We start from the raw sequence: 14,236 nt of genomic DNA, 5'->3' as shown, positions 1-14,236 counted from the left end.
TTTCGCATCCGAATATGGCAAATGGCACATGAACGGGTCTGCCCCGTCCAGCAGCAAGGATGATTCAGATCATGTCAGGCGCAAGGTTCATCCCTGAACGTTTTTTCGAGGTATTCCGGCCAGATGGCAGCTCCTTTGCAGCGGCCGTTGCACACCCGGTTCACAGGTAAGAAGGCGGTAGAGGATCGTTTTTTGCATAGGGCTCGCGGCCCGGTTGGTTTAAGGTATTTTTCTGGTACGCAGAGGTCAGTTTGAGTCATGTCAGCTTAGGCATCCGGCATTTGCAGGATGAGCAAGTGTTATTGCGTCAAGGCGGCCTGTACTGGGTCTCCGTCGACCTGAACAGCGATGCCGAGACGCTTGCGCTTCAGTTCCTGAGCGCCTTGCCACAAGCCCAGCCAACCACACTGGTATGCGGCGGATGCGATCCCCGGACCCTGCTGGAAAACCTCGACGGCGAGTTTGGCCCGGAGCGCCTGCGGCTCTTCGAAGTAGCCGACGATGATCTCGGGATGGCCCTGAAATCCTGGGTGTCCGAGTTGCATCGCAGCGTCAGGACCCGAGGCAGTCAAATCCTCCTGCTATTACCGGCCCTGGCCTGGCGGCGCTTCGACGCCCGGTCTCTGCAGCAATGGTGCGAAGAAGTGCGCCAGTGGTTACGCCAGCGTCGCTGCACGCTGGTGGTGCTGTGCCACGGCCAGGAACCAGCGGTGCATGCCGAACTGGTGGGCCTCAACGAAGAGTTGTCGGGGTTGGCGCAGTTGTATCGGCGTGATGGCAGCATCCGTTATCAGCTGCACTTCTGGCACAACGAGCTGGGCGTGTGTACCGCCCAAGAATTCGAACTGGAGCAGGCCGACGGCGTTCTTGGCCTGAGCCAGGCGCAACGTGGCAGCCCTCAAGCCATCCGCACCGATGACCGGCGCGTCTACCTGACCCAGCGCAGCGTACTCGAAGGCGCACCGCCGCTGTCCCAGCAATGGCGACTGTTCGAGGGGCGTGACGAGTTGCTGCTGCACGCCCTCAAGATGCGAGCCGCTAGCGTGATCGTGGCCATCGAAGGCAACGACCAGGTCGAAGACCTTGCCCGTCAGTTGCACAAATTGCGCAATCAGTGCGGCTCGGCACTGAAAATCATCGTTCGCGAAATGGAGCCCTGCCTGCGCTACCGCGACGAGCGTCTGCTGCTGGCCTGCGGCGCCAATCTGATCGTGCCGCTGAAGGCCTCGCTGGCGCACTTTCTAAGCCTGACCGATAGCGTGCAGGGGCAGCTCTGGCATTACCGCAGCGACATTGATTTCCAGACCCTGTACGACCGCATGCACCCCCCTCATGTTCGCGGGCTGCTGACACCGAGCACGTTCATCGCAACCCTGGATCAGGTGTACAGCGGCGCCTCGGGCGAGATCAGCCACCAGTTGCTGAAACTGCAGCCACGTGGCGGGCTCCAGGTCGAGCAATACCTGAGTCAGATCAATCTGCGCCGTTATGGCGACATCGCTTGCGTGCTGGACGGCACCTTCTATCTGTTTCTGTTCGCCTGCCGCGCCGATGGCCTGGAGCCGGCACTGGGCAATATATGCCGCCTGCCATGGGCCGATATTTTCAGCGCCTGCGAGTCGTTGTCGTCGGTGGATCGCTTGCCGCGCAAGGGCTTTATCGAGGCGACCGAATTGCCCGAGACCTTCCGGTTGGCGGATGAACGGGTCATCGACAACCTGTCGCAGTCCGTCGGGTTGACCGGCTTTACGCCACACCGCATCACCCTTTCGCTCACGGAACCTTGCGCATGATGTATTCCGATCTGCTGCAGGTGATTGCCGCCAGCAGTCTGCTGACGCTGGCGCTGGCGCTGCTGCTGAGCCATTTCGGTCAGCGTATCAGGCACGGGCTTGAGCGTTACTTGCGCCCGCGTTACTTGAAATCCCGTGGCGTACGTCGGCGTACGACCCCGCAACCTGCCCAAAGTGAGTCCCATGAGCCGTCTTGAAATCCCCGTCATCGCGCAACCTGCGTGGAGCTGGCCGGGTCTGGGCCTGTGGAACCTGTACTTCCTGATCAAGTTGCTGTTGTTCTGGGGCGGTTACCTCAACCTGCAGATCCTGCCCAATCTGGTGTTCGCTGCCGTCTTGCTGGTGCCGTTGCGCAATCGCCATGCGAGCCTTCTGCGTTGGCTTATCGCCGTGCCGCTGGGGGTGGCTCTGTTTTATCAGGACTCTTGGTTACCGCCGTTCAGCCGCCTGTTGGACCAACCCGGCGTACTGAACTTCACCGGTGAATACCTACTGGAGCTGGCCGGTCGTTTCATCGACTGGAACCTCTGCGGGCTGCTGCTGATCGTGGTGGTGGCCTACCTGTTCGTCAGCCAGTGGCTGCGCCTGACCACACTGACCCTGGGCTGGCTGGCGTTGCTGGGCAGCGCCAACCTGCTGGCGTTGCAAGCGCCCGCGCAACAGGCTGCGAACCCCGGCACGGCTTCTGCCAGCGCAGTGGTCAGCAACGCCGAGCCCGACAGCGCGACGCTGGACGACTACCTGCAGAAGTTCTATGACACCGAGGCCGGCCGGCGCGTCGAGTTCAAACCCTCGACCTCGGCGGCCCAGCCGTTCGATCTGCTGTTGATCAATATCTGCTCCATGGCCTGGGACGACCTGGACGCCGTGGGCCTGCGGGACAACCCGCTGTTGCAGCAGATGGATGTGGTGTTCGACAACTTCAACTCGGCCACCGCCTACAGCGGCCCGGCGGCGATACGCCTATTGCGCGCCAGCTGTGGTCAGCAACCGCACAACAAGCTCTACGGCGTGGCGCCGGAACAATGCCTGCTGATGGACGATCTGCGCAAGCTCGGGTTTGCCAGCGAAGTGATGCTCAACCACACCGGGCAGTTCGAAGGCTTCCTCGATGAAGTCCGCAGCCAAGGGGCTCTGCCCAATCCGGCGGTGAACGCCTCGAACCTGTCGCGGGCGCTGGTGGGCTTCGACGGCTCGCCGATCTGGCGCGACCGGGAAGTCCTGGACAAGTGGTGGCAGCACCGCGAGAACAACCAGGATTCGCGCGTGGCACTGTTCTACAACACCACCACGCTGCACGACGGCAACCGAGCGCTGACCGCCGACGGCGGCACCAAGAGCGCCGAGTACAAACCTCGTGCCCAGGCCCTGATCGACGACCTGACGGCCTTTATCAAGGAGCTCGAGCGCAGCGGTCGACGCGTGGCCGTGGTGATAGTGCCCGAGCACGGCGCGGCGCTGCATGGCGACCGCATGCAGATCTCCGGCATGCGCGAGATTCCGAGCCCGTCGATCACTCACGTGCCGGTGGGCATCAAGCTGATCGGCATGGGTTCCGCGGCGAATTCAGCGCCGCTGCATGTCAGCGCACCCAGCAGTTACCTGGCCTTGTCCGAAATCATCGCCCGCTTGTATGCCGCCGCTCCTCAGGCCGAGGGCCAGGGGCTGGACTGGCAGGCGCTGTTGAGCGATCTGCCGCAGACCCCTGCGGTGTCCGAGAACTCCGGCACCGTGGTACTCGACTACGCCGGCAAGCCCTATGTCCGGATCAAGGAGAAAGGTGCATGGCTACCTTACCCTCAGCGCTTCAAATGAGTGCCTTGGTGCATGCCCGTAACGGGCGAGCCGATGACATCGCCCGACTGAAGCTTGAGCTGGAGCTGCCGGACCTTGAGTACGTGGACATTTCCGCCGAACTGGAACTGCTCCGCGCCTTGCAGCGCTGGCCGCTATTGGCCGAGCTCGAAGAGGCACTGCCGCTGGAAACACAACTGAAGACCCCACAGGAGGTGAGGACGTGAGATCGCTGAGTCTGCGCGGGTTGCGTGGAGGTGTCGGCAGCAGTTCCCTGCTGGCGGGGATAGGCTACGCCCTGCACAGCCTGGGCGAGCGGGTGCTGGTGGTGGACATGTGCCCGGAAAACCTGCTGCGCCTGTACTTCAACCTGGCGACCGTGGAAAGTTGCGGCTGGGCCCGCGGCATGCTCGATGGCGAGAATTGGTACAACCAGGCCTGGAGCCTGGCGCCAAATCTGAGTTTGCTGCCCTATGGCCGCCTCGACCGTGACGAACAACTTGAAATGGAACGCCGCCTGGCGAAGGACCACACCCTGTGGGTCAGGCGTCAAGCCAGCCTGGCCGAACACTACGACTGGGTACTGTTCGATGTGCCACAGCGCCTGGTCGGGCACGGCAACACCGGCCCCTGTCATTTCCCTATCCAGGTCGCCGAAGCGGACGCGGCCTGCCATGTGCTGCTGCAACAGCAAGAGACGGTGAGCGGTCCGCTGCTGGTCAATCGTTTCGATCCCGGTAGCCAGTTGCAACGCGATCTGATGCTTATCTGGCGCAAGAACCACGCCGATCGGTTGCTGCCCCTGACCGTGCACAACGATGAGGCGATGCGCGAGTCGCTCGCGTTCAAGACCCCGGTCGGGCTGTATGCGCCGGGCAGTCTGGCGGCCCAGGACGTGCTGAGCCTGGCGACCTGGTGCCTGGCTCGCCGCCGGGAGACGGCATGATTGCTCGCTGGTTTCCCTACACCCACCTGCGTCGCGAGTACGACACCCCCCCTCTGACCGGGCTCTGGCTGGCCTCGCTCAATGCTCTGGCCTGGCTGTTCCTGCGCCTGGAGGCGCCGGGCTGGCAGCAGTTGCGCGAGCAGCGCCAGCGCTGGTATCCGCAGTTGGCGAACAAGCCACCGAGCCTGGGTGATCCGCTGCGTTTGCTGGTGCAAAGCGTCTGGTTGCTGCTGGTGCAGCCGCTGCGGCCACGCCGCCCGCTGAGCTGGCCGCGCTGGATGCGCTTCGTGCAGCTGCGGCAACGCCTGCTCGGCATGCGCTTGGGCCCCTTGCTCGAAGCCTTGCCGCGCCATGTCCAGCAAAGCCGGCGAGTACGGCAGAGCCAGATCTGGTGGAAAGGCCTGGAGCCTCGCTGTCAGCGCTGGCTGAACATCGGTGTGGGCGTGGTAGCGGTGGTGCTGATGTTGGTGTGCATCACCGAACCCTTCGGCTACATCGCCCAACTGGTGTTCGTGATTCTGCTCTGGGCGCTGGCCATGTTGGTGCGGCGCATCCCGGGGCGCTTCCCGACGCTGTTGATGATCGTCCTGTCGACCATCGTGTCCTGCCGCTATCTGTGGTGGCGCTACACCTCGACCCTAAACTGGAACAACCCGCTGGACCTGACCTTCGGCCTGTTGCTGCTGGCGGCCGAAACCTACGCCTGGGTGGTGTTGATCCTGGGCTATATCCAGACCTGCTGGCCGCTGGGGCGCCAGCCGGCGCAGATGCCTCGCGATACCCGGCTGTGGCCCACCGTCGATCTGCTGATCCCGACCTACAACGAGGACCTCTCGGTGGTCCGCGGCACGGTCTACGCCGCCCTGGGCATCGACTGGCCGCAGGACAAGCTGCGCATCTACATTCTCGATGACGGTAAGCGCGAGAGCTTCCGCCAGTTCGCTGCCGACGTCGGCGTCGGCTACATCACTCGCGCCGATAACCAGCATGCCAAGGCCGGCAACCTCAACCATGCGTTGAGCCGTATCGATGGCGAACTGGTGGCAATTTTCGACTGCGACCACATCCCTGTGCGCTCCTTCTTGCAGCTCACTGTGGGCTGGTTCCTGCGCGATCCGAAGCTGGCCCTGGTGCAGACCCCGCACCACTTCCTGTCTCCCGACCCGTTTGAGCGCAACCTGAACATGTTCCGTCGCCGGCCCAACGAGGGCGAACTGTTCTACGGCCTGGTGCAGGACGGCAACGATACGTGGAACGCGGCGTTCTTCTGCGGTTCCTGTGCGGTATTGCGTCGCGCCGCGCTGGACGAGATCGGCGGCTTCGCGGTCGAAACCGTGACCGAGGACGCCCATACCGCGCTGCGCCTGCACCGGCGCGGCTGGAACTCGGCCTACGTGCGCATTCCCCAGGCTGCCGGGCTGGCGACCGAAAGCCTGTCGGCGCATATCGGCCAGCGGATTCGCTGGGCCCGCGGCATGGCGCAGATTTTCCGCACCGACAACCCCTTGCTGGGCAAGGGCCTGACGATCTTCCAGCGGGTCTGTTATGCCAACGCGATGCTGCACTTCCTGGCCGGTCTGCCGCGGCTGTTGTTTCTCACCGCACCGCTGGCCTTCCTGTTTCTGCACGCCTACATCATCTACGCCCCAGCATTGATGATCCTGTTGTACGTGCTGCCGCACATGATCCATGCCAGCCTGACCAACTCGCGGATGCAGGGCAGTTTTCGCCAGACGTTCTGGGGGGAGGTCTACGAAACGGTACTGGCCTGGTACATCGCCCGACCCACCACTGTGGCGCTGTTCAACCCCCGGAAAGGCAAGTTCAACGTCACGGCCAAAGGCGGCCTGATGGAGCACAACCAGTTCGACTGGAAGATCGCCCAGCCCTATCTGGTGCTCTCGGCCCTGAACATGGCGGGCCTGGGTTTCGCCTTCTGGCGCTTGTTCACTGGCCCGGCGACCGAGCTCGGCACGGTGCTGGTGAGCACTCTCTGGGTGGTCTACAACCTGCTGATCATCGGTGCCGCGGTGGCGATTGCCGCTGAAGTGCGGCAGGTACGCCAGACCCACAGGGTGCAGTCCAGGCTGCCGGCGGCCGTGCGTCTGGATAACGGTCGCTTCTACTCCGGCATGCTGGTGGACTACTCCGACGGCGGCGCCGGGTTCCAGGTGGATGTGCCGCTGTCGCTGCCGGTGGGCGGTCGCGTTTCTCTGCTGATGCAGCGTGGGCAGCGCGAGTTCCTGTTTCCCGGCGTGGTCTGCCGTAGCCAGAAGAACTTCGTGGGCATCAGCTTCACCCAGCTCACGGAGCAACAGAAGATCGATTTCGTGCAGTGCACCTTCGCCCGGGCCGACGCCTGGCTGAACTGGGGCGAAGACTTCGCACAGGACCGGCCACTGCACAGTTTCCTGGACATTCTCAAGCTGGGCGCCAAGGGTTACTACCGGCTCTACGAATACCTGCCGGCCTGGACCCACGTGGTGTTCGGTCCGGTCCTGCGCCTGCTGGCCTGGCTGGGCAGTTACCTGCCGCGCATGCCCCTGGCGTCTTCCCCCTCCTCCTCTTCTTCTATAACGGTGAACGCATCATGAGCCGCTATTTCAGCAAATCTCTATTTGCCAGCCTGGCGCTCCTGGCCGTCGCCTGCGCGCAGGCCGCCCCGGCGCCTGTCACTCTCCCGCCGGCGCAGGAGCAGAAAGCCCCGAACTGGGCCACCGCGCGCACCTTCGAACAGCTGGGGCGTTCGGCCGACAGCCTGTTGCTGGGAATCCACAACAGCGATCAGATCGAATTCACCCTGCGGCGCGACCGTATCGCCAGCGATGCCAGGCTTAAGCTGGAGTACACCCCGTCTCCGGCGCTGCTGCCGACGCTCTCGCATATGCGGGTCTACCTGAATGACACCCTGATGAGCGTGGTGCCCATCGAGAAAGAACAACTGGGGCGCAAGACCACGCAGCAGATCGCCCTGGATCCCCGACTGGTCACCGATTTCAACCGCGTTCGTCTGGAATTCGTCGGCCATTACACCGACATTTGCGAAGACCCGGCCAACAGCGCCTTGTGGGTCAACGTCAGCCGCGCCAGCCAGGTTTCCCTGCAGGAACAGGCACTGGCGACCCAGAACGATCTGGCGTTCTTCCCGAGGCCATTCTTCGACGCACTGGGCTATGGCAAGCCGGTCATCAACCTGCTGTTCGCCGACTCCCCGACCGTAGGCGAACAGCGCGCCGCCGGCATCCTGGCCTCTTATTTCGGCAGCCTGGCGGGTTGGCGCGGCGCCCAGTTCCCGGTGCTGTTCGATCAACTTCCGGCGAGCCAGGACCAGGACACCCTCAACCCTTCGGTGGTGTTCGCCACCAACGATCATCGGCCACAGTTCCTCGCGGACCTGGAGAAGTTCCCACTGGTGCAGGCGCCGGTGGTGCAGCTGATCGACAACCCCAACAACCGCTACAGTAAAGTGCTGCTGGTGATGGGGCGCAATGACGCTGACCTGGCGGTGGCCGCCCGTGCCCTGGCCTTGGGCGGCGAGCTGTTCCGCAGCTCGCGGGTGACGGTGGAAAACGTCCAGCAGTTGCAGCCACGCAAGCCCTACGACGCCCCCAACTGGATGCGTACCGATCGCCCGGTGCGCTTCGCCGAACTGCTCAAGTACCCCGAGCAGTTGCAGGTCAGCGGCCTTCTGCCGCGGCCGATCATCCTCGACATCAACCTGCCGCCCGACCTGTTCGTCTGGCGTAACCAGGGCATCCCGCTGCAGACCAAGTACCGCTACACGCCGCCGTCGACCAACGACGAGTCGCGCCTGAACATCAGCCTAAACAACCAGTTCATCACCAGCCTGCCGCTGCTGCGCAACACCAACAGCCGTCTGGAGGAACTGCGCCTGGCGGTGCTGTCCAGCGAGTCGGCGAACACCAGCGACCACCTCTTGGTACCGGCGCTGAAAATCGGCGATCGAAACAGCATCCGCTTCGATTTCAGTTTCGCCAGCACCTTCGGTAGCTCCCAGCGCGACCGTTGCCAGACCTCCCTGCCGGTAGACACCCGGGCTCTGATCGACGATGAGTCGACCATCGACCTGTCGGGCTATCACCATTACATCGCCATGCCGGACCTGCGCGCTTTCGCTCGCAGCGGCTTCCCGTTCAGCCGCATGGCCGACCTGTCGGAGACCCTGGTGGTGGTGCCGGCCAATCCGACCGCCACCCAGCTCAGCACCTTGTTCGAGGCGGTCGCCAAGATCTCCTCGCAAACCGGCTTCCCGGCGCTGGCCCTGAACCTGAGCGACAACTGGGATGACGCCAGGAAAGCCGACGTCGACCTGCTGGTGCTGGGCGCCCTGCCCGCGGACCTGCGGGATCAGCCGGACCTCAACCTGTGGCTCGACCACACCCTCGACTCCCTGATACAGGCATCGAATGCCGCCGCCGGTCAGGCTTCGGCCCGGGCCGGGCAGATCAACGATGAGCGCAACCTGGGAGCCAACCGGATCGAAGTGTCGGCCAAGGCCCCGATGGCGGCGATCGTCGGTATGCAGTCGCCCTTCCATAGCCAGCGCAGCATTGTCGCGCTGCTGGCCACCAACGCCCCCGATTATCAGATGCTGCGCGAAACCCTGAGCGATAACGGGAAAGTCGACGCCGTGTCCGGTTCCGTGGCCATGATCCGCAGCAGCGGCGTGAACAGCCAGCTGGTCGGCGAGCAGTACTTTGTCGGCTACTTGCCATGGTGGCTGATGCTCTGGTTCCAGCTCTCGGAACATCCAGTACTGCTGGCTGGCATGGCGGTCCTGAGTGTGCTGCTGACCGCCTTCCTGCTGTGGCGCGCCTTGCGCTGGGCCGTACGTCGTCGGCTGGCGAACGAGGAGTAAGGGATGAAAGCCGCCGTCGCATGGGCGTTGGCCCTGAGCCTGCCGGGTCTGGCGACTGCCGCCGAGTGCACCTGGCCGGCCTGGGAGAGCTACAAGAAGGCGATGGTGAGCCCCGATGGACGGGTGATCGATCACTCGTTGCAGCAGCAGATCACCACCTCGGAAGGCCAGAGCTACGGAATGTTCTTTGCCCTGCTGGGCAATGACCGTGACAGCTTCGCCAAGCTGCTGAACTGGACCCGGAACAACCTCGCCGGCGGCGACCTGAACCGCCAGCTGCCCGCTTGGCAGTGGGGCCTGAGCAAGGAGGGTCGCTGGCAGGTGCTGGATCCGAACAACGCCAGCGATGCCGACCTGTGGATGGCCTACAGCCTGCTGGAGGCCGGTCGCCTCTGGAAGCGGCCGGATTATGAAACCCTTGGCCGCAACATGCTCTGGCGCAGCGCCGCGCAAACCCTGCGCCCGTTGCCCGGGCTGGGCCTGATGCTGTTGCCGGGGGATGTCGGCTTCGAATCCGCTGATGGCTGGAGGCTCAACCCCAGCTACCTGCCGCCACAACTGCTGGCGCGTTTTGCCCAGGTCGCACCCGTGTGGCGCGACGTGGCGAACAGTACCCGGCGCCTGCTGCTGGAAAGCTCGCCCAAGGGCCAGCCCGCCGACTGGGTGGTCTGGAAGGCTGGGCAAGGCTGGGCAGCAGATGCCAAGGGCGCGCTCGGCAGCTATGACGCGATCCGTGTCTACCTCTGGCTGGGCATGCTCGATCCCCAAGCCCCGGGCAGGACCGAGTTGCTCGCGCAGGTGCAACCCATTGTGGCGCTGACGGCGCGGCTCGGCCATCCGCCAGAGCGTGTGGATATCGCCCAGGGCACCGCAGAGGGCGTCGGCCCGGTTGGCTTCTCGGCGGCTCTGTTGCCGCTGCTGGCCAGCGCAGCCGAAGGCGGTGCGGCGTTGGCGGCCCAACGCGAACGCCTACGCCAGAACCCGCCCCCGGCGGACGCCTATTACAACCAATCACTGCTGATGTTCGGCCAAGGCTGGGACCAACAGCGTTATCGTTTCGACAAGGACGGCCGGCTGTTGCCGGCGTGGACTTCATCATGCAAGTAGTGCTCATGCGCAAAGTCGTGTCGCAATGGACGTTGGTGTTGAGCTGCTTGTCAGGCACCACGCTGGCTCAGCCGGTTACCCCCCAGGACCCGCAACAGTGGCTGCTCGGACAGGTACGCCTGGGCGAGGCGATGTATCGCGAGGACCTGGTGCGCGACTCGCTGGCGCGCCTGGAGTCGATTGCTCCGGAACATCCGCAGGTCTTGGTCGGCGGGATTCGCCAGGCCCTGCTGCAACATAACCAGCCGCTGGTCGAGCAACGCCTGGAGCAATTGCGCCGCCAGGCCCCAGGTTCGCCGGCGCTGCACCAGGCCCAGGCCCTGATCAAGCTGCAGAGCAAGGACGGTCAGCATCTGTTGCAACAAGCCCGCCTGCTGGCAGCTGCCGGACGGGCTGAAGAAGCGGTGGCACAGTACCAGGCGCTGTTCGGCAGCGAACCGCCGGACTTCTCCAGCGCACTGGAATACTGGGGCGTGCGCAGTGCCATCAGCGACCAGCGCCCCGCGGTGATCCAGCAGTTGCAAAGCCTCGACAGCCAGTACCCGGGTAACGCGGGGCTGCGCCAGATGCTCGCCGGCCTGCTGTTCGCCGAACAGCGCGATGCCGAAGCCTTGGCGATTCTGCACCAGCTGGCCAGCGATCCCCAGGCCAGCAACCTCGCCTCCGAGCGCGAATACAACTACCTGAGCAAGCTGCCGGTCAACGGCGAAACCGCTCGCGCCTGGGAAGACTTCCAGCGGCATTACCCCTATTCGACCTTCAAGAACCAGGCAGCCAAGCAACTGCAGCATCAGCGCCAGTTGCTCGGCGACCCGGCCTGGCAGGCCGGCGTCAAAGGCAAGGAGCTACTGGAGGCCAACGACAATGTCGGCGCCGAAAAGCTCTTGCGCCGCGCTTCGCGCAACTACCCGGATGATGCCAGCCTCACCGGCTTCCTGGGCATCGCATTGATGCATCAAAACAAGCATGACCAGGCCTATACGGCGTTCACCGAGGCCTTGGGCAAGGAACAGGACACTTCCTGGATCAGCAAATGGAAAGACCTGCAGCTGGCCAACCGCAACTGGATGCTACTGCAGCAGGGTGACGAAGCCCTGGAGCGCAAGGACCTGGCGGCGGCCCGCAAAGCCTATCAACAGGCGCGCCAGGTCAAACCCGACGAAGCCGACTGGCTAGTGGGCCTGGCCAATGTCGCACTGGCCGAAGGCGAAGATATTCAGGCCGAGGCCTTGCTGCTGCAGGCGCGCAAGCTGCAGCCCGACAACGGCAAGGCGGTGCGCGCCCTCGTGCGTCTGTACCAGACGCAAGCGCCGGAAAAGGCCCAGGACTACCTCGACACCTTGCCGGCGGCCACCCAGCGCGAATTTGCGGCCTTGCGCCGGAGCCTGGAGCTCGACCGTCTTAACTTCGAAGCGGATGCCGCAACCCAGCACGCCGACTGGCCGACGGTTTCGCGGGTGCTGCTCAAGGCCCGGCCACTGGCCCCGGACGATCCCTGGCTGACCTATCGCCTGGCCAATGCCCAGCATGAACAGGGGCAGGACAGCGCGGCCAAAGACAGTTTCCGCCAGTTGATCCAGCGCCAGGGCAGCAATGCCCAGGCCCGTTACGCCCACGGCTTGTACCTGGCCTCGATCGGGCGCGACAGCGAGACTCTCGCCACCCTTGCCGCCATTCCCGCGGCGCAGTGGGACGACAATATGCGCGACCTGTCCAGCCGGGTCGAACGCCGCCAGCTGTTGGCCCGGGCCCGGGCCCTGCGTGATGCCGGTCACGAGCCGCAGGCGATCGCCCTGCTGCTGCGCGCCCCGAACACCGACGACCTGGCGACTCTGGCGGACTGGGCCTACCAGCGCGGCGATCAGCTGCAAGCCGAGACCTACTACCGGCAAGTCCTGCAGCGCGAGCCGCGCAACGCCGAAGCGCAGCTGGGTCTGATCGAAACCCTGATTGCCCGCGGCCAGCTTGCGCCGGCGCAACGCGCCCTGGAAGAACTGGCGGTGCCAGCGAACGCGCCGGCGGCCTACCAGCGGCGCCTGGCCAATGCCTGGACCGGGGTGAACCAGCCGGACAAGGCGCGCGCGCTGTACGCCCGCCTGCTCGAGACGCCACAGAGCGATCCGCTGCTGTATCGAGACGCCGCGCGGCTGATGTCCCGCCAGCAGCCCCAGCAGGCGCTGGACAACTATGCCCGCAGCATGGCCGCCGCCAGCTTGATCGATCCCGTGCAGGCCAACCACCGCGACGATCGCGCCATGACCCTGGCCAGCCGGGCGAAGGACGCCGACGAGTGGCTGCCGCGCAGCCTGCGCAGTGACGTGGACACCCTGTACCAGGCGCAGAACCCGACTGCGCACCTCTACCATGACTTCGCCTGGCGTACGGACAACTCGTCGTCGGGGATTTCCGACCTGACCACACAGACCACCATCCTGCGCCTGGATGCACCGATTGCCGAAGGTCAGGGCTTCCTCCAGGCCGAGCAGGTGGAGCTGGATGTCGGCAGTTTCGCCACCGATGCGAACGGCCTGCACCGCGAGGAGTTCGGCACCTGCGCAGTGGTCACCAGCGGTTGCCCGGATACCTTGGAAAGTACCAGCGGCACAGGCTTGGCGATGGGCTGGAAAAATGAGCGCTGGGCGCTGGATCTGGGGCACTCGCCAGAAGGCTTCAAGGTGCCGAACTGGCTCGGCGGGGTCAGCTACAGCAGTGACTGGCGGTCCCTTGGCTGGTCCCTTACGGCCTCGCGACGGCCGATGAGCAACTCTCTGGTGTCCTATGCCGGCGCGGTCGACCCGATCACCGGAATTACCTGGGGGGGCGTCACCGCCAATGGCGTCACCCTGGGGCTCAGTCATGACGAAGGGGGGGTCGACGGCATCTGGGCCAGCCTTGGCGCCCACTGGTTGCGGGGCAAGAACGTCGCCGACAACCAGCGCCGATCGGCCATGGCCGGCTATTACTACCGCCTGATCGACCGCGCCGACGAGCGTCTTCGCACCGGTCTGACCCTCATGTACTGGGGCTACGACAAGGACCTGAGCGAGTACAGCCTGGGCCAGGGCGGTTACTACAGCCCACAGCAGTACTATTCCATCGGCGTACCGCTCAACTATGCCTGGCGAAATGCCGACTGGTCAGTGCTGCTGGAAAGCTCGGTGGGCTGGTCCTATGCCAAGACCAGCGATAGCGATCTTTACCCCGATCACGGGGCGGACAAGTTGCGCGAGCTGGTTGAGCAGGCCGGCTACGTGTTCGACGAAAATGCCAGCCAGGTCACCACCGGCAGCAGTAGCAGCGGGGTCAACGTCCGCCTGCAAGGCCTGTTCGAACGCAGGCTATCGGACAACCTGGTCCTGGGCTCCGGCATCACCTGGCAGCACAGCGAGGGCTACGCGCCGAGCCGGGCGTTGCTCTACCTGCGTTACACCTTCGACCCCTGGCAAGGCAACCTGCCGTTGCCGGTCGAACCCATAGCGCCTTACGCCGACAGGCGCTGAGGGGCAAGCCGATGGGTGGCAGGCCGATAACGGGAGGTCCGAGGCCGTTGCAGATTTTCGAGCCCCTGGTTCCTGGGTTCGAAAATCTGCAACGGCCCTCCCGGACTGTGCCCCTTGTCGCTGTCTTTGGCCTCGGGGCAGAACTTCATGCAGTACTGGTAATACGCAGCCCATGGGCGCTGCACTGACTCAACAACTGTGCCGCTGTACTGAAGTC

The 14,236-nt window shown here is 64.4% G+C and carries 9 protein-coding genes; all 9 read left to right on the top strand.

Annotation, left to right across the window (positions count from 1 at the left end):
• The first annotated feature begins 251 nt into the window (after positions 1 to 251).
• From bcsE to bcsC, 9 genes are read left to right on the top strand one after another with little or no spacing between them, the layout of a single operon-like run.
• The gene (bcsE, locus tag ACSQ87_RS13480; RefSeq protein ID WP_223430192.1) at positions 252 to 1,793 is read left to right on the top strand and encodes a cellulose biosynthesis protein BcsE; all 1,542 of its coding nucleotides are present in this window, start codon (positions 252 to 254) and stop codon (positions 1,791 to 1,793) included.
• On the top strand, positions 1,790 to 1,990 hold the full coding sequence (gene bcsF / locus ACSQ87_RS13475; RefSeq protein WP_223430193.1) for a cellulose biosynthesis protein BcsF: 201 nt from the start codon (positions 1,790 to 1,792) through the stop codon (positions 1,988 to 1,990). Before bcsE ends, bcsF begins: the two co-directional genes overlap by 4 nt.
• Positions 1,977 to 3,608: a cellulose biosynthesis protein BcsG gene (bcsG, locus tag ACSQ87_RS13470; protein WP_150655676.1), complete on the top strand. Its 1,632-nt coding sequence runs from the start codon at positions 1,977 to 1,979 to the stop codon at positions 3,606 to 3,608. Before bcsF ends, bcsG begins: the two co-directional genes overlap by 14 nt.
• Entirely contained in the window at positions 3,578 to 3,814 is a 237-nt protein-coding gene (gene bcsR / locus ACSQ87_RS13465; protein ID WP_223430194.1) for a cellulose biosynthesis protein BcsR, read from the top strand. The genes bcsG and bcsR overlap by 31 nt, the downstream gene beginning before the upstream one ends.
• A complete protein-coding gene (bcsQ, locus tag ACSQ87_RS13460; protein ID WP_223430195.1) occupies positions 3,811 to 4,533 on the top strand; it encodes a cellulose biosynthesis protein BcsQ in 723 nt (240 codons plus the stop codon). Before bcsR ends, bcsQ begins: the two co-directional genes overlap by 4 nt.
• Complete coding sequence (gene bcsA, locus ACSQ87_RS13455) at positions 4,530 to 7,127, top strand: UDP-forming cellulose synthase catalytic subunit (RefSeq protein ID WP_223430196.1); 2,598 nt, start codon at positions 4,530 to 4,532, stop codon at positions 7,125 to 7,127. Before bcsQ ends, bcsA begins: the two co-directional genes overlap by 4 nt.
• Positions 7,124 to 9,412 (top strand): cellulose biosynthesis cyclic di-GMP-binding regulatory protein BcsB, encoded by a 2,289-nt coding sequence (bcsB, locus tag ACSQ87_RS13450; RefSeq protein WP_223430197.1) that lies wholly within the window; start codon positions 7,124 to 7,126, stop codon positions 9,410 to 9,412. Before bcsA ends, bcsB begins: the two co-directional genes overlap by 4 nt.
• Positions 9,413 to 9,415: 3 nt before the next feature.
• Positions 9,416 to 10,519, top strand: coding sequence for a cellulose synthase complex periplasmic endoglucanase BcsZ (gene bcsZ / locus ACSQ87_RS13445; protein ID WP_223430198.1), 1,104 nt, complete (start codon positions 9,416 to 9,418; stop codon positions 10,517 to 10,519).
• 5 nt (positions 10,520 to 10,524) lie between these two features.
• Entirely contained in the window at positions 10,525 to 14,019 is a 3,495-nt protein-coding gene (gene bcsC / locus ACSQ87_RS13440) for a cellulose synthase complex outer membrane protein BcsC (RefSeq protein ID WP_223430229.1), read from the top strand.
• Positions 14,020 to 14,236 lie beyond the last annotated feature (217 nt).

The sequence above is a fragment of the Pseudomonas sp. LjRoot277 genome (assembly GCF_964253845.1).
In the GTDB taxonomy this organism is placed as follows: Bacteria; Pseudomonadota; Gammaproteobacteria; order Pseudomonadales; family Pseudomonadaceae; genus Aquipseudomonas.
The sequence above is the reverse complement of the archived record's forward strand: the minus strand, read 5'-3'. Positions and strand labels throughout refer to the sequence as shown.

What these genes read in the sequence shown, in the direction of transcription:
- bcsF (WP_223430193.1), top strand. Translation starts at nt 1,790, where the DNA reads ATGATGTATTCCGATCTGCTGCAGGTGATTGCCGCCAGCAGTCTGCTG.
- bcsG (WP_150655676.1), top strand. Translation starts at nt 1,977, where the DNA reads ATGAGCCGTCTTGAAATCCCCGTCATCGCGCAACCTGCGTGGAGCTGG.
- bcsR (WP_223430194.1), top strand. Translation starts at nt 3,578, where the DNA reads ATGGCTACCTTACCCTCAGCGCTTCAAATGAGTGCCTTGGTGCATGCC.
- bcsA (WP_223430196.1), top strand. Translation starts at nt 4,530, where the DNA reads ATGATTGCTCGCTGGTTTCCCTACACCCACCTGCGTCGCGAGTACGAC.
- bcsB (WP_223430197.1), top strand. Translation starts at nt 7,124, where the DNA reads ATGAGCCGCTATTTCAGCAAATCTCTATTTGCCAGCCTGGCGCTCCTG.
- bcsZ (WP_223430198.1), top strand. Translation starts at nt 9,416, where the DNA reads ATGAAAGCCGCCGTCGCATGGGCGTTGGCCCTGAGCCTGCCGGGTCTG.
- bcsC (WP_223430229.1), top strand. Translation starts at nt 10,525, where the DNA reads ATGCGCAAAGTCGTGTCGCAATGGACGTTGGTGTTGAGCTGCTTGTCA.